General features: G+C 60.1%; 14 protein-coding genes and 1 pseudogene. 10 read left to right on the top strand and 5 right to left on the bottom strand.

All coding sequences use genetic code 11. The features are described 5' to 3' along the window. Positions 1-186 precede the first annotated feature (186 nt). The 4 genes from ACQ4MY_RS06380 to ACQ4MY_RS06365 all read left to right on the top strand — a co-directional run bounded on the left by ACQ4MY_RS06380 (position 187) and on the right by ACQ4MY_RS06365 (position 2890). On the top strand, positions 187-1089 hold the full coding sequence (locus ACQ4MY_RS06380; RefSeq protein WP_007916955.1) for a chemotaxis protein CheV: 903 nt from the start codon (positions 187-189) through the stop codon (positions 1087-1089). 27 nt (positions 1090-1116) lie between these two features. Further along, entirely contained in the window at positions 1117-1578 is a 462-nt protein-coding gene (locus ACQ4MY_RS06375) for a GNAT family N-acetyltransferase (RefSeq protein ID WP_440094411.1), read from the top strand. Positions 1579-1730: 152 nt separating this feature from the next. Continuing rightward, complete coding sequence (locus ACQ4MY_RS06370) at positions 1731-2057, top strand: hypothetical protein (RefSeq protein ID WP_158829252.1); 327 nt, start codon at positions 1731-1733, stop codon at positions 2055-2057. A gap of 83 nt (positions 2058-2140) precedes the next feature. Then, positions 2141-2890 (top strand): YkgJ family cysteine cluster protein, encoded by a 750-nt coding sequence (locus ACQ4MY_RS06365; protein ID WP_440094409.1) that lies wholly within the window; start codon positions 2141-2143, stop codon positions 2888-2890. A gap of 140 nt (positions 2891-3030) precedes the next feature. On the opposite strand, the gene ACQ4MY_RS06360 is transcribed toward ACQ4MY_RS06365, so the two are convergent. The 5 genes and pseudogenes from ACQ4MY_RS06360 to ACQ4MY_RS06340 form a co-directional block, all read right to left on the bottom strand. Further along, the gene (locus ACQ4MY_RS06360; protein WP_440094755.1) at positions 3031-4092 is read right to left on the bottom strand and encodes a methyl-accepting chemotaxis protein; all 1062 of its coding nucleotides are present in this window, start codon (positions 4090-4092) and stop codon (positions 3031-3033) included. Between the two features lie 246 nt (positions 4093-4338). Continuing rightward, a pseudogene (locus ACQ4MY_RS06355) lies at positions 4339-4620 on the bottom strand (PAS domain-containing protein); the annotation flags it as partial. 165 nt (positions 4621-4785) lie between these two features. Further along, positions 4786-5025, bottom strand: coding sequence for a hypothetical protein (locus ACQ4MY_RS06350; RefSeq protein ID WP_008083852.1), 240 nt, complete (start codon positions 5023-5025; stop codon positions 4786-4788). 111 nt (positions 5026-5136) lie between these two features. Beyond that, positions 5137-5442 (bottom strand): type 1 fimbrial protein, encoded by a 306-nt coding sequence (locus ACQ4MY_RS06345; RefSeq protein ID WP_440094407.1) that lies wholly within the window; start codon positions 5440-5442, stop codon positions 5137-5139. A 239-nt stretch (positions 5443-5681) separates the two neighbouring features. Next, complete coding sequence (locus ACQ4MY_RS06340) at positions 5682-6044, bottom strand: DUF6124 family protein (RefSeq protein ID WP_008083854.1); 363 nt, start codon at positions 6042-6044, stop codon at positions 5682-5684. Between the two features lie 1017 nt (positions 6045-7061). On the opposite strand from ACQ4MY_RS06340, the gene ACQ4MY_RS06335 reads away from it, so the two are divergent. The 6 genes from ACQ4MY_RS06335 to ACQ4MY_RS06310 all read left to right on the top strand — a co-directional run bounded on the left by ACQ4MY_RS06335 (position 7062) and on the right by ACQ4MY_RS06310 (position 15409). Beyond that, a complete protein-coding gene (locus tag ACQ4MY_RS06335) occupies positions 7062-8222 on the top strand; it encodes an efflux RND transporter periplasmic adaptor subunit (protein WP_440094405.1) in 1161 nt (386 codons plus the stop codon). Continuing rightward, on the top strand, positions 8219-11332 hold the full coding sequence (locus ACQ4MY_RS06330; protein WP_008088919.1) for a multidrug efflux RND transporter permease subunit: 3114 nt from the start codon (positions 8219-8221) through the stop codon (positions 11330-11332). The genes ACQ4MY_RS06335 and ACQ4MY_RS06330 overlap by 4 nt, the downstream gene beginning before the upstream one ends. Positions 11333-11341: 9 nt before the next feature. Then, positions 11342-12019, top strand: coding sequence for a heavy metal response regulator transcription factor (locus ACQ4MY_RS06325; RefSeq protein ID WP_003228008.1), 678 nt, complete (start codon positions 11342-11344; stop codon positions 12017-12019). Continuing rightward, positions 12009-13373: a heavy metal sensor histidine kinase gene (locus ACQ4MY_RS06320; RefSeq protein ID WP_440094402.1), complete on the top strand. Its 1365-nt coding sequence runs from the start codon at positions 12009-12011 to the stop codon at positions 13371-13373. Before ACQ4MY_RS06325 ends, ACQ4MY_RS06320 begins: the two co-directional genes overlap by 11 nt. Positions 13374-13676: 303 nt before the next feature. Then, on the top strand, positions 13677-13898 hold the full coding sequence (locus ACQ4MY_RS06315) for a hypothetical protein (RefSeq protein ID WP_158831954.1): 222 nt from the start codon (positions 13677-13679) through the stop codon (positions 13896-13898). A gap of 194 nt (positions 13899-14092) precedes the next feature. Next, positions 14093-15409 carry an OprD family porin gene (locus tag ACQ4MY_RS06310; RefSeq protein ID WP_440094401.1) on the top strand — a complete coding sequence of 439 codons (1317 nt, stop codon included), beginning with the start codon at positions 14093-14095 and terminating at the stop codon, positions 15407-15409. Positions 15410-15573 lie beyond the last annotated feature (164 nt).

Below are 15573 nucleotides of genomic sequence, written 5' to 3'. Positions count from 1 at the left end.
TTGAGTGGATTCCCTCACCAGAGGATATTTTCACAGGCCACTCCGTAGGAGCTGCCGCAGGCTGCGATCTTTTGATCTTCACCTGCCCAATGGCCCTAAAGCCTGCCCCCGACAAGTCGATAACCCGGCATCAATAGTTTCTGGCGATTTCCACCCTCGCCCACCACCTTTCCACAGAAGGTTTATATGTCCTCCACCAAAGCCCGCGCAGATTCACTTTCGCTTCTGCTGTTTACCTTGCGCAGCGGCAAGTTGATGGCGATCAACCTGCTGAAAGTCAGTGAAATCATCCCCTGCCCGCCGCTGACCAAGCTGCCGGAGTCGCACCCGCACGTGAAGGGCATCGCCACTTTGCGCGGCGCGTCGCTGTCGGTCATCGACCTCAGCCGCGCCATCGGCGAGCGGCCGCTGGAAGACCCGAACGGCGGCTGCCTGATCGTCACCGACGTCAGCCGTTCCAAGCAGGGCCTGCACGTGCAGGCGGTGAGCAAAATCGTCCATTGCCTGACCACTGACATCAAACCGCCGCCGTTCGGCTCCGGTGGCTCGCGCGCCTACATCACTGGCGTGACTTCGGTGGACGGCACGCTGGTGCAGGTGCTCGACATTGAAAAGGTGATCCACAGCATCGCCCCGGCGCAGATCGAAATGGCCCCGACCGACCTGAGCATGGAAGACGCTGATGTGCTCGGCAACGCACGGATTCTGGTGGTCGATGACAGCCAAGTGGCGCTGCAGCAATCGGTGCACACCCTGCGCAACCTCGGCCTGCAATGCCATACCGCGCGCAGCGCCAAGGAAGCCATCGACTGCCTGCTCGACCTGCAAGGCACGGCGCAGCAGATCAACCTGATCGTCTCCGACATCGAAATGTCCGAGATGGACGGCTACGCCTTCACCCGCACCCTGCGCGAGACGCCGGACTTCGCCCACCTCTACGTGCTGCTGCACACCTCGCTCGACAGCGCGATGAACAGCGAGAAAGCCCGACTGGCCGGGGCAAACGGCGTGCTGACCAAGTTCTCCTCGCCGGAACTGACCCACTGCCTGATCGAAGCGGCCAAACACGTCGCGGCGCACGGGCACTGAGTCTTGGGCGAGACGTACTGTTTTTTGATGCGCCGCGACCTTGGCAAGGAAGCGCTGGATGCGCTTCTGCCTCAAGGTATTGAGCTGTGCACCTACTCCGTCGAACTGGCGGCGGAGGTGCATGACTTGATGCAACTCGGCTACCGCGAAGGTGGCGGCCGGGTGCCGGCGCTGGACGCTTGGCAGAAACAGTTCGAGAGCGATCCTGAGTACGATCCGACACTGTGCTTTATTGCCCGCGATGCCGAGGGTGTCGTCGGTGTGGCGCAATGCTGGACCAGTGCCTATATCAAAAATCTGGTGGTGCATCCACGGATGCAGGGGCGCGGGTTGGGCCGGGCGTTGTTGCTTAACGCATTCAACGCATTTCAGCAGCGGCGCGAAGGCTTTGTTGATTTGAAGGTGCTGGAAGACAACCTGCGGGCGCAGCGCTTGTATGAAAGTGCCGGCATGTACGTAGTCCGCCGCGAGCTGGTGCCGGACCTGTAAAGTCAAAAGATCGCAGCCTTCGGCAGCTCCTACAGGGAAACGCATATCCATGTAGGAGCTGCCGAAGGCTGCGATCTTTTAGCGCTGTCCGAGGCAACAAAACTCTTTAGGCACACTCCAACCTTGGCCACCCACGACCAAGGACGCCCACCATGAAAACCCTCACCGCCAGCCTGCTCTGCCTCACCGCCCTAGCCTCCCAGGCCCACGCCTCCAGCCCGGACGCCTGGGCCGCCTACGACAAAACCGTACTCGCCAGTTGCACCAAAGCCAGCGGTCTGAAAAATGCCAAACCCGTCGGCACACCCGCACAATTCGACGACCGCGTCGGCTACACCGCCGTGTTGCTGCAAGGCCAATACCCGCAAAAACACATGAAAGGCCAGCAAGGCAGCGAGCTGTGCCTGTACAACAAGCAAACGAAAACCGCCTTCGTCACCGAGTGGGACTCGATCCGCCCGACCGCCAAACCTCAGTGAATGGCGCATAACTTGCTTCGACCCGGACCTGTGCGGTGGTTTTCCGCCACCGTTTCACACCTTGGTTGAAGAAAGATCGCTCAATGAATACGACGTTTTCCTGCGTAGGCTGCGGCAAGTGCTGCACCGACCACCATGTGCCCCTGACCTTGGCCGAAGCCCGCATGTGGGCGGCGGATGGCGGCCAGGTGATCGTGTTAGTCGAAGCCTTTCTCGGCAATGGCCTGGGCCTGCCGGCGCACCAGCGTGAACACGCCGAACGTCGTTCAGCGGTGGTGCGCAGCGGCATGACGCAAGCGCATGTGGCAATCACTTTTGCCGCGTACAACGTCGGCCCCTGCCGGAATCTTGACGAAGACAAGCTCTGCCGGATTTACGAACGGCGGCCGCTGGTTTGCCGCATCTATCCGGCAGAAATCAATCCGCACATCCCGCTCAACCCTGCTGCCAAGGATTGCCCGCCGGAATCCTGGACCCAGGGACCGGCTTTGATTGCGGGGGGTGAGTTGGTTGATCAGGAATTGGTTGAATTGATTCAGCGCTCGCGTCAGGCCGATCGGGATGACATCGGCACCAAGGACGCAATCTGTGCGCTGCTGGGGATTCGTACTACGGCGTTGAAAGGTGATGGCTTCACCGCCTACCTGCCGAACATGGCGGCATTCGCCACGGTCATCGATCAGGTGAGTGCGCAGCCGCCAGGCGAGGCGCACAGCGAATGGCTGTTTCATGTGTCCGGAGATGACATTGCCGGGCAAGTGCTGGCGGCGGGGGCGCAAGTGGTGACCGAGCCGGCGCAGACGTATGCGTTTATCTCGTTGCGCGCGGCCTGATCAGAATTTTACGGCGAACGAACTGGCCTCATCGCTGGCAAGCCAGCTCCCACAGGGTTCTGTGGCGTACACAAATAGTGTGAACACCCGAGAATAATGTGGGAGCTGGCTTGCCAGCGATGGGGCCTTTGCAGGCGACCTCAATCGCGAACCTGCCGCCGCCCCCAGAATTCACGCGCCAACAAGCGCAAATCCCCCGCCAACCCTGCCACATCCTCGGAATTTTGCTGACTCTGCCGCCCCTCATCCACCGTCACCTCGCACGCCGTGCGGATGCTGACGATGTTGCGATTGATGTCCTCGCTCACCGCGCTCTGCTGCTCCACCGCCGCCGCTATCTGCAGGCTCATCTCGGTGATCTGCTCGACCCGCTCACTGATCCCGTCCAGCGCCCGCGCCGCGCGTTGCGCCTGTTCGACACTGTTATCGACATGCTCGCTGCTCTGCTGCATGACCATCACCGCATCGCGTGCGCCGTTTTGCAGGGTACTGATCATGCGCTGAATCTCGTTGGTCGATTGCTGGGTGCGTTGCGCCAAGCCGCGCACTTCATCGGCGACCACGGCAAAACCGCGCCCGGCATCACCGGCGCGCGCCGCTTCGATCGCCGCGTTGAGCGCCAGCAGATTGGTCTGCTCGGCGATGCTGCGGATCACCTCCAGCACCCCGGAGATCTCGCTGCTATGACCTTCGAGCTGATGAATCACCTCGGTGGCGCGCCCCAACTCTTCGGCCAGACGCAACACCGCACGGCGACTCTCACCCACCAGTAAATGCCCCTCGCGGGTTTCGGTTCCGGCCATGTCTGCCGCCACCGAAGCTTGCTGCGCATGGCTGGCCACCTGCGCGACACTGGCGGCCATTTGATGAATCGCTGCCGCCACCAGATCGGTTTCTGCTTGCTGCGCGAGTGAACTGCTATGACTGCTCTGCAGATGATCGACCAGTTGCGCGGCATGCCCGGCCAATTGCTGCGAGGCATCGCCAATGCGCCCGACCACCGCGCCGACCTGCGCCTCAAGCATCTGCAAGGCGAACTCGATCTGCCCGAATTCATCGCCCCGGCCGGTGTAGATGGTCTGGCTCAAGGGGTTGTCGGCAATCTGTTTCGCACGTTCGGTGAGACGCACCAGCGGACGCAAAATCCAGCGCACACCCAACGCACAGGCGCCACTGCCAGCCACAAACACAGCGGCTTCCATCCAGAACGACTCCGGTCGTAACCACGCCTCGATACTCAAGACCACGCCAAGCAACGCACTGCCCAGCGCAGTGATCTTCGCCTGCACGCTGATCTCAGGCAGTTGCCAGCGCGTCATCTGATCACCGCGCAATTGCGCATAAGCGCGCTCAGCCGCCGCGACCAGACGCGCGTCCGCCCGCGTGCGCACCGACTGATACTCCACCGCCACGCCGTTCTGTGTGACCGGTGTGACAAAGGCGCTGACCCAATAATGATCACCGTTCTTGCAACGATTCTTCACCAGCCCCATCCACGAACGCCCGCGTTTGAGCGTCTGCCACATGTGCGCAAACGCCTGCGCCGGCATGTCCGGATGACGCAGCAGGTGGTGCGGCGTCCCCAGCAGTTCGTCGCGGGTATAACCGCTGATCTGGATGAAATCGTCGTTGGCGTAGGTGATCGCGCTGGTCAGATCGGTGGTCGAAAGAATGTTCGCATCCAGCGCCACGTCGACGTTGCGGCCGGTCACCGGGAGATTGATCTTCATGGATAGCGCGCTCGTTTTATGGGAAGAGTCGGCAGGGCTGCTGACTCTAAGCGCACCAATTGGTCAAATATTGATCTGGCTCAGGAACTGAGCACTTAGCCATCACTGTGTTCGATAATCATCGCCATCGAAAATCACAGTGAGGGCCGCAGGCGGGAATAAAACTCAGCGCTTGCCCATCGAACGACGGGTGCCCGGCGGCGCCATGCCCGGGGTCTTGGTGTGGCCATTCTTGGCGCCGTTCTTGTACCAAGGCTGGTTAGAGCCTTTGGCAGAAGCCAGCTCGCCCGGTTTGAACGGGAACTTGAAGGCCGGAATTTCGGCTTTGGTGTCGCTGGTATCGGCCAGTTCAGCCGAGACATCGCTGACAGCGTCGTCAACCGGCGGCAGGGTCGGGGAAGTCATAAAAGCTCCGGAAAGCAAAAAGTCGGGCCCGAACAGTGAGCCGCGAAGGCGCGCAGTATACCTGCGCGCCATGGCTCGGCACCTGAAGATTTACAGCGCACGCCGAACGGCTCACAGGTAGGTGATGGTGACGATGCCTTTATCGGTCGAAGTCTTCAGCGCTTCGTAGCTCATGGAGATCGGCAGCGACTGATGGCCGCAAGCGTTGCGATCAGTGTCCACCTCGACTTTCAGACCAGGCTTGATTTCGACCTGACGGGACTGCGCGGCGGACAACGCGCCGACACGTGCGACCGCACAGCCGGAATTGACGATCTGCCCGGTAAAACGGATCTCGCCAGATTGACTGCCAGGTGCAGCGAAGGCTGCGAGTGGAAGCAAGAGAAGCAAATACGGCAGAGCGGTTTTCAGCTTCATGTCTAGACCCTCCCGGGGTGAGCGGCCCGGAAAACCCAGGCTACATAATGTTTATCCGCGAACAGGGGAGGATCTTGAGCAGGATAGTTGGCAAACAAGTCCCGAATTGGGACCGATCGGTCCCTTTTTGGGACCGTTATACCGTCATCGCGAGCAGGCTCACTCCTACATGTGAAATGCATTCTCTCTGTAGGAGTGAGCCTGCTCGCGATGAACGATAACGCGGTGTTCCTGCCTGATCAGGGCTGGGGATCAACCCGATCCAAAACACGGTTCACCGCCAGTTCGGCGAGCATGACGATCTGCTGGATGGCCAGTGCCGTACTGCGTTGCGGGCGGCTGAGCTGATCGGCGAAATCGCCGGCCATCACATTGGCCGAGGCCAGGGATTCGCAAGCGTGGGCGAGCAGGCTTTCGGTGTCGATGTTCGGGTGGATGAGGAACATCGTGCTGGGCAAGCGTGGTTTTATCGGGTCGGGGCTGAGGTAGAAATCGAGGGCGCGTTTTATCGCTTCGCGGTTTTTTAGCTGGTCGTCGGCGCGGATGGCGTCTTCGAGGGGGGTTGTTGTTTCGAAGGGGGGATCGGGTACGGGCTTAGTCATGGAAATGTTCCTTGTCAAAAGCCAACACGTGCCGTTTCTCACGCGGCGGAGTGGTGGCAGCTATGTGCGGAGTGAGAAACCGGTAGGAACAAGCCCGGCCGAACCGAAGTTCGCCCGCACACAGCCGCCATAAAAATTGCAGGGCAGCAAAAAGCCGGCGGCAATTATGGTGGTACTGGTGTTGGATTAACAGTTCCTAAGGGCTCTCACACCCGATCGCCGAGTTTTCGGCGACAACCCAAGCCTAGAGAGCGCACGTCCGACGGACAACCTGAAAACCTTGTGGGAAGGTTCACCCATTTCGAAACGCGTTTAAACACCCACTGCCGATGTAGGAGCTGCCGCAGGCTGCGATCTTTTGATGTTCGACGTCAGAGGCAAGATCACAAGATCGCAGCCTGCGGCAGCTCCTACATGAGATTGCCGCCAACTGGAGAAAATGGTCGGCTGGCGGGCCGCCATCGCTGGCAAGCCAGCTCCCACAGGGTTTTTGTGCAGTCTGTAATAAATAGGTTGGCCGCCATCGCGAGCAAGCTCTGCTCCTACGAAGAGCAAAAGCAGAACGCACACCGCTTCTGCTTCTCACCACTCAACACGATGAGCGCAAGCTCGGGTGCAGCTCTTGATCTTGATCCACGGGCGACGTCGGAAGGCTGAGTGGAGGGATTGATCCGGGGGTGGGAGCGCAGCGACCGTTTGGCGCAGCCAAACACAGCGAGAGGAGGTGCAGCGAAGCAAACCGTAGGCGCTGCGCCCGGATCGATCCCGTAGCGAAGGAACCCCGAGCCCCAGCGAGCGGGCCGCACGTAGGAGCAAGCGTTTTTTGCTTACTTTTTTAGGCGCTTGTAAAAAAGTGAGTCGCCGTCAGGGCGAAACCCTAAGTAGCCGTTACCGCAGCAACGGATATGTACACACGAAACTGACAGCGCTGACAGCCAGCCGTCACCCTCCTGACCCCCAAACAAGTTTATAACTACCCAACCTGCCCAAACTCCATACCCTTGGCGCCCACCCCGCATGCGAATCCAAAAGAACAAAGCCCTGCTCGCCACCCTATTGATCGTCCTCGCAGGCGCAGGTCTGTGGTACGCCCTGAAACCCGCCCCGACCAAACTCGCCACCCCCACCGCCATCCCGGTGCGAGTCATCGCGGTCAGCGAAAAAGACGTCCCCCGCTACACCAGCGGCATCGGCTCGGTACTCTCCCTGCACAGCGTGGTAGTGCGCCCACAAATAGACGGCATCCTCACCAAAATTCTCGTCAAAGAAGGCCAACTGGTCAAAACAGGCGACCTGCTGGCCACCATCGACGACCGCTCCATCCGCGCCAGCCTCGACCAGGCCCGCGCCCAACTGGGCGAAAGCCAGGCACAATTGCAAGTCGCCCTGGTCAACCTCAAACGCTACAAACTGCTCACCGTCGACGACGGCATCTCGAAACAGACCTACGACCAACAACAAGCTCTGGTCAACCAATTGAAGGCCACCGCCCAAGGCAACCAGGCCTCCATCGATTCCGCGCAGGTACAACTTTCCTACACGCAAATCCGCTCCCCGGTCACCGGCCGCGTCGGTATTCGCACAGTCGACGAAGGCAACTTCCTGCGCATGACCGACACCGCCGGCCTGTTCACCGTCACCCAGATCGACCCGATCGCCGTCGAGTTCTCCCTGCCCCAGCAAATGCTGCCGACCCTGCAAGGCCTGATCAACGATCCACAGCGCGCCCAGGTCAAGGCCTACATCGGCGCCGACACCGATGGCGAAACCGGCAACCTGCTCGGCGAAGGTCACCTGACCCTGATCGACAACCAGATCAACGCCAACACCGGCACCATTCGCGCCAAGGCCGAGTTCGACAACGCCAGCCAGAAGCTCTGGCCCGGTCTGCTGGTCACGGTAAAAATTCAGACAGCCCTCGACAAAGATGCGCTGGTCGTCCCACCCACTGTCGTACAACGTGGTCTCGACAAACACTTCGTTTACCGGGTGAATGGCGACAAGGTCGAAGCCGTACAAGTGCAGATGGTTTACCAAGGCAGCGGCCAGGACATCATCAAAGGCGTGAAGGCCGGTGACGTGCTGGTCACCGACGGCCAGTCGCGGCTCAAGCCCGGCTCGACCGTGCAAGTCATGACCGAACCGGCGCAGGTGGTGCAAACGGAGCCGAAACCATGAAGGCGCACAAAGGCGTCTCCACGTGGTGCATCGATCATCCGGTCGCCACAATCCTGCTGACCATCGCTCTGGTGCTGGTCGGTTTGATTGCCTTCCCGCGCTTGCCAATCGCCCCACTGCCGGAAGCGGAATTTCCTACGATTCAGGTTTCCGCGCAGTTGCCCGGCGCCAGCCCCGATACCATGGCTTCATCCGTGGCCACGCCGCTGGAGGTGCAATTCAGCGCCATCCCCGGCATGACCCAGATGACTTCTAGCAGTGCGCTGGGCTCAAGCCTGCTGACCCTGCAATTCACCCTCGATAAAAGCATCGACACCGCCGCGCAAGAAGTCCAGGCGGCAATCAACACCGCCGCCGGCAAACTGCCCAAGGACATGCCGACGCTGCCAACGTGGAAGAAGGTCAACCCGGCCGACAGCCCGGTGCTGATCCTCAGTGTCAGCTCGACGCAGATGCCCGGCACCGAACTCAGCGACCTGGTGGAAACCCTGCTCTCGCGTCAGATCAGTCAGATCGACGGCGTAGGCCAAATCAACATCACCGGTCAGCAACGTCCGGCGATTCGCGTACAAGCTTCGGCGGACAAACTCGCGGCGATCGGCCTGACCCTCGCCGACATTCGTCTGGCGATTCAACAGACCAGCCTCAACCTCGCCAAAGGTGCGCTGTACGGTGAATCGAGCATCTCGACGCTGTCGACCAACGACCAGTTGTTCCACCCTGAGGACTACAGCCAACTCATCGTTTCCTACAAGGATGGCGCCCCGGTTCACCTGCGCGATGTCGCCAAAGTCGTCAACGGTTCGGAAGATGCCTACGTGCAAGCCTGGGCCGGTGATCAACCCGGGGTGAACCTGGTGATCTCGCGCCAACCCGGCGCCAACATCGTAGAAACGGTCGACCGCATTCAAGCCGCCCTGCCCGGCCTCGAAGCGATGTTGCCGGCCTCGGTGCAAGTGAAAACCCTGATCGACCGCACCCAGACCATTCGCGCCTCGCTGCATGAGGTCGAAATCACCCTGTTGATCGCGATCATGCTGGTGGTCGCGGTGATGGCGCTGTTCCTGCGCCAGCTGTCGGCGACCCTGATCGTGTCGGCAGTGCTCGGCGTGTCGCTGATCGCCAGTTTCGCCTTGATGTACATCCTCGGTTTCAGCCTGAACAACCTGACGCTGGTGGCGATCGTGGTGGCCGTGGGGTTTGTGGTCGACGATGCGATCGTCGTGGTGGAAAACATCCACCGGCACCTTGAGGCCGGCGACGATATGCGCGAAGCGGCGATCAAGGGCGCTGGCGAGATTGGCTTCACCGTGGTCTCGATCAGTTTCTCACTGGTTGCAGCGTTCATTCCGCTGCTGTTCATGGGCGGTGTGGTCGGACGACTGTTCAAGGAATTCGCCCTGACCGCGACCTCGACCATCATGATTTCCGTGGTGGTGTCGCTGACCCTCGCGCCGACGCTGGCCGCGCTGTTCATGCGCAAACCGGTGCATCACGCCCACGATAAACCGGGCTTCAGCGAACGTTTGCTCAGTTGGTATGAGAAAGGCCTGCGCCGCGCCCTCGCTCATCAAAAATTGATGATTGGCGTGTTCGGTTTATCGCTGGCGCTGGCCATCGGCGGTTACATCTTTATCCCGAAAGGTTTCTTCCCGGTGCAGGACACCGGTTTCGTCCTCGGCACCACCGAAGCCGCTGCGGATATTTCCTACGGCGACATGGTGAAAAAACACTTGGCCATGGCCGAAATCGTCGCCGCCGATCCGGCAGTGCAGGCGTTTTCCCATTCGGTCGGTGTCTCCGGCAGCAACCAGACCATCGCCAACGGCCGCTTCTGGATCGCCCTGAAAAAACGCGGCGACCGTGATGTCAGCGCCAGCCAGTTCATCGACCGCATCCGCCCGCAACTGATGAAAGTCCCCGGCATCGTGCTGTACCTGCGCGCAGGCCAAGACATCAACCTCAGCTCCGGCCCGAGCCGCGCGCAGTACCAGTACGTGCTGAAGAGCAACGACGGCGCGACCCTCGCAACATGGACGCAACGCCTGACTGAAAAACTGCGCAGCAACCCGGCGTTCCGCGACATTTCCAACGATCTGCAACTGGGCGGCAGCATCACCCACATCAGCATCGACCGCAGCGCCGCCGCGCGTTTTGGCCTGACCGCCAGCGATGTCGACGAGGCGCTGTACGACGCGTTCGGTCAACGGCAGATCAATGAATTCCAGACCCAGGTCAACCAGTACAACGTGATTCTGGAGCTGGACACCAAGCAGCGCGGCAAGGCCGAAAGCCTCAACTATTTCTATCTGCGCTCACCGCTGAGTGGCGAGATGGTGCCGCTGTCGGCACTGGCCAAATTCGATGCGCCGACCATTGGCCCGTTGTCGATTGCCCACGACGGCATGTTCCCCGCCGCCAACCTGTCGTTCAACCTCGCGCCCGGTGTGGCGTTGGGTGATGCGGTGATTCTGCTCAATCAGGCCAAGGCCGAGATCGGCATGCCCACCGCGATCAGCGGCAATTTTCAGGGTGCGGCGCAGGCGTTCCAGAGTTCGCTGGCCAGTCAGCCATGGCTGATTCTCGCGGCGCTGGTGGCGGTGTACATCATTCTCGGCGTGCTTTATGAAAGCTTCGTACACCCGCTGACGATCATTTCGACGTTGCCGGCGGCAGGCTTGGGCGCGGTGATCATGCTGTGGATCTGCGGTCAGGACTTTTCGATCATGGCGTTGATCGGCCTGGTGTTGCTGATCGGTATCGTCAAGAAGAACGGCATCCTGATGATCGACTTCGCATTGGAAGCCCAGCGCCACCGAGGCTTATCACCTCAGGATGCGATTTTCGAAGCGTGCATCACGCGGTTTCGGCCGATCATCATGACCACCCTCGCCGCCCTGCTCGGCGCGCTGCCGCTGATGCTCGGTTATGGCACCGGCGCGGAACTGCGCCAACCGCTGGGCATCGCGGTGGTCGGCGGCTTGCTGGTCAGCCAAATGCTGACGCTGTTCACCACGCCGGTCATATACTTGTGGCTTGAGCGGCTGTTTCACCGGCACTCACACCCACCAGCCCCATCGCCCGCACCGGCACTGGCGACCACAGACTGAGGCAGGGTCATGCGCGTTCTGATTATCGAAGACGAGGAAAAAACCGCGGACTATCTGCACCGCGGTCTGACGGAACAGGGTTACACCGTGGATCTGGCCCGCGACGGCGTCGAGGGTCTGCATCTGGCGCTGGAAAGCGACTACGCGGTGATCGTCCTCGACGTCATGTTGCCGGGGCTCGATGGCTTCGGCGTGCTGCGCGCATTACGTGCGCGCAAGCAGACCCCGGTGATCATGCTCACCGCTCGCGAGCGCGTCGAAGATCGCATCCGAGGCCTGCGCGACGGTGCCGACGATTACCTCGGCAAACCGTTTTCCTTCCTTGAACTGGTCGCGCGCCTGCAAGCGCTGACCCGGCGCAGTGGCGGCCATGAACCGGTGCAGGTGAGCATCGCCGACCTGTGGATCGATTTGATCAGCCGCAAGGCCACCCGCGCCGGCACGCGCCTGGATCTGACCGCCAAGGAGTTTTCGCTGCTGAGCGTATTGGCTCGCCGCCAGGGTGAAATCCTCTCGAAAACCGCGATTGCCGAGATGGTCTGGGACATCAATTTCGACAGCGATGCGAACGTCGTCGAAGTTGCGATCAAACGCCTGCGCGCCAAGCTTGACGGGCCGTTCGACGAGAAGCTGCTGCACACCATTCGCGGCATGGGTTATGTGCTGGAGAGCCGTGGTGTCCAGTAATTCGATTGCCCTGCGCCTCAGTGGCATGTTCACGCTGGTGGCGTTGCTGGTGTTTCTGTTGATCGGCGGCGCGCTGTATCAGCAGGTCGATAAAGGCTTGGGATTGCTGCCGGAAGCCGAGCTGGATGCGCGTTACAGCGTGCTCGAATCGGCGCTCAATCGCTTCGGCACCCCGGAGCACTGGGCGAAGATCACCGCCAAGTTGAAGCTGCTCGGCGAAGAGGACAAACGCATTCGTTTCTGGGTGGTGAGCGGCGATCCGGGTTACCAATACGGTCAGCCGGATACGGCGATTCGCGCCTTCGCCCAAGGCCCGTTGGGCATGCGTGACCTGCAGTTGGCCGAGCATCCTTATCCGCTGAAAGTGCTGCTGACCGAGTTGCCGGCCAAGGACCAGCGCCCGCCGCTGCGCTTCATGATCGGCATTGATACCGAGACGTTTCACGAGACTCAGCACAACCTGCTGATCGCGCTGATCGGGCTGGCGATTGTCGGTGTGTTGATGGCGTCGGCACTGGGGTATTGGGTGGCGCGGATCGGCCTGAAACCGCTGATCAAACTCTCCCATGAAGCCCAACGTCTGGCGCCGCCGCTGCGGGCCGGGCGCTTGCGTTTGTCACCACTGCCGCCGGAACTGGAACAGTTTGTCGACTCGTTCAACTCGACGCTGGAACGGGTTGAAGTGGCCTATTCGCGGCTGGAATCGTTCAACGCCGACGTAGCCCATGAGTTGCGCTCGCCGCTGACCAATCTGATCGGCCAGACCCAAGTGGCGCTGACCCGTGGGCGCTCTGCCGAACACTACTTCGAAGTGCTGCAATCGAATCTGGAAGAGCTGGAACGGTTGCGTTCGATCATCAACGACATGCTGTTTCTGGCCAGTGCCGATCAGGGCATCAAGGCGACCAAACTCACCTCGACTTCGTTGGCCGATGAGGTGGCGACGACGCTGGAGTATCTGGATTTCATTCTTGAAGATGCGCAGGTTGAGGTACAGGTCAGTGGTGATGCGCTGGTGCAGATCGAGGTCGCGCATTTGCGGCGGGCGTTGATCAATTTGCTCAGTAATGCGGTGCAGCATACCGGGCCAGGGCAGGTGATCGAGGTGCGGATTGAGGTTGAGGAACATCAAGTCAGTATCGGCGTCGCCAACCCCGGCTCGCCGATTGCCAGTGAACATTTGCCACGCTTGTTCGAGCGGTTTTATCGGGTCGATGCGTCGCGCAGCAACAGCGGCAATAACCACGGATTGGGGCTGGCGATCGTCAAGGCGATTGCGCTGATGCATGGCGGGGATGTGTTTGTGCGCAGTGATCGGGGGATGAATACCTTTGGCATCCACCTTCCTGTCTAACCGCTTTTCCACGGCTGAACAGGATCAACTGTGGTGAGGGGATTTATCCCCGACCGGCTGCGCAGCAGTCGTAAATCCTGTGTGTAAGATCTACAGGGTTCTTTGAGGCTGGATTTTTGGGGCTGCTTCGCAGCCCATCGGGGATAAATCCCCTCGCCACAAGGATTTCTACCACGACTGGATGGGTGATCTTTGCTCTTGCTGTAACAGTCATTTATGAAAATCGCGCTGTTTCCCGTCGCCCGGCAACCTTATCTTTGCCCGCACCAAACAGCACACTCGCCAAGCGAGAAGGTTTTCAAGATGTCCAACAGTATGGGTATTGCCAGCGCTTTCGTTTTGTCCTCATTGATCCTGTCGCCGCTGGCGATGGCTGAAGAATCCCACGCGTTCGTGGCGCAGAATTCTGCCCGCGCTCAAGCGTATGACCAGCATCAGGCAGAAATGATGGCCAAGGCCAAAGACGCGACGCAGGCCCCTCAGGCTGCAACGTCCCAGGCTCAATCGCTGGAAAAAGACAGCTGAGTCGCGCACCGCACCGTTTCCCTCGACGCGGTTGTTTGGCTCTTCCCGTTCAACCGTCGTCATTCCAGGCCGCTGCCGTTCAGCGGCCTTTTTTCGTTGTGGTCTGAAAGCCGTTTGGTTCGTCTGTAACAACAAGAAACATCGAGCGCCTCAAAATATAGAGGCGCCAGTTGACCCAAGGAGCTCCATTGCACGTGCGTTACCCAGTCCGTTTCACCCCGTTGTTCATTGCAATTGCCGCAACGATTGCCCCCGCCGCCCATGCCGACGAGCCAGCCAAAGAAGGTTTCGTTGAAGGTTCGAGCCTCAACCTCAACGCCCGCAACTACTACATGAATCGCAACCGCTTGCAGCAGGCGGACGACAACATTGAGTGGGGCCAAGGGTTTCTCGGGATTTTCCAGTCGGGTTACACCGAAGGCACGGTCGGTTTCGGCATTGATGCCCACGCCATGCTCGGGCTGAAACTCGACGGCGGTGGCGGCACGGACGGTTCGAGCATCTTGCCGGTCCGAGAAAATGGCGGCAAAGCACCGGGAGCTTTCTCCACCGCCGGTGGCACGTTGAAAATGCGCGCGTTCGACACCGAGTTGAAGGCCGGTGACCTGTTCCTCACCAATCCGGTAATTGCCGGCGGTGACACGCGCATGCTGCCGCAGACGTTTCGTGGTGTGAGCCTGACCAACCACAGCTTCGATGGCTGGCTGATCGAAGGTGGCCAGGCGAGTTTCACCAAACCGTACAACCAGAGTGGCCATACGCGCATCGGCACCTCCTACGGCACCCTGGCCGATGGCGATGAGAGCCAGCACCTGAACTGGGCCGGCGTGGCGTGGAGCGGTGTCGAAGGCCTGACCAGCAGCCTTTACGCCTCTGAGCTGAAGGACATCTGGAACCAGTATTACTACGACCTGGATTACACCTGGCAGTTGAACGATCTGGTCAGCCTCAACCCGGGCCTGCACTTCTATCACACGCAAGACACCGGCGATGCGCTGCTCGGCAACATCGACAACAACACCTATAGCCTGCATTTCACCGTGGGCGTCGGCAGCCACAGCGTCACCGCCGCGTATCAGCGGGTTAACGGCAACACGCCGTTCGACTACATCAGTCAGGGCGACAGCGTTTACCTCGACAACTCGCAGCAGTACTCGGACTTCAACGGCCCGAATGAGCGCTCGTGGAAACTCAAGTACGCCTATGACTTCGCCGGTGTGGGTTATCCGGGGCTGACGTCGGCGGTGTCGTACTCGCGCGGGACGGTGGATCTGACCAAGGTCGATCCTGACGGCAAGGGCTATTCCAACTGGTACAGCGCTGAAGGGCGCAATGCCAAACATTGGGAGCGCGATATCGATCTCAAGTACGTGGTGCAAAGCGGCCAGGCGAAAGACCTGGCGGTACGCCTGCAATGGGCGACCAACCGTGGCGGCAACGGCTACGGCGCGATTGATTCGGACACAGATGAATACCGCGTGATCATCGACTACCCGATCAACGTCTTCTAAGATCAGCATCAAATCAATTGCGATCTGATACAAATTTTGATTGAAATGTTTTTTGTGGCGAGGGGATTTATTCCCGATGGGCTGCGCAGCAAACCCTTTTTTGGGGCCGCTTCGCAGCCCATCGGGGATAAATCCCCTCGCCACAGTAGATCTGTTTTAGTGTT

Origin of the sequence: Pseudomonas sp. SM4, assembly GCF_051913165.1 — a bacterium.
Classification (GTDB): Bacteria; Pseudomonadota; Gammaproteobacteria; order Pseudomonadales; family Pseudomonadaceae; genus Aquipseudomonas.
Note: the sequence above shows the minus strand (reverse complement) of the source record. Positions and strands in the feature narration are given on the sequence as shown.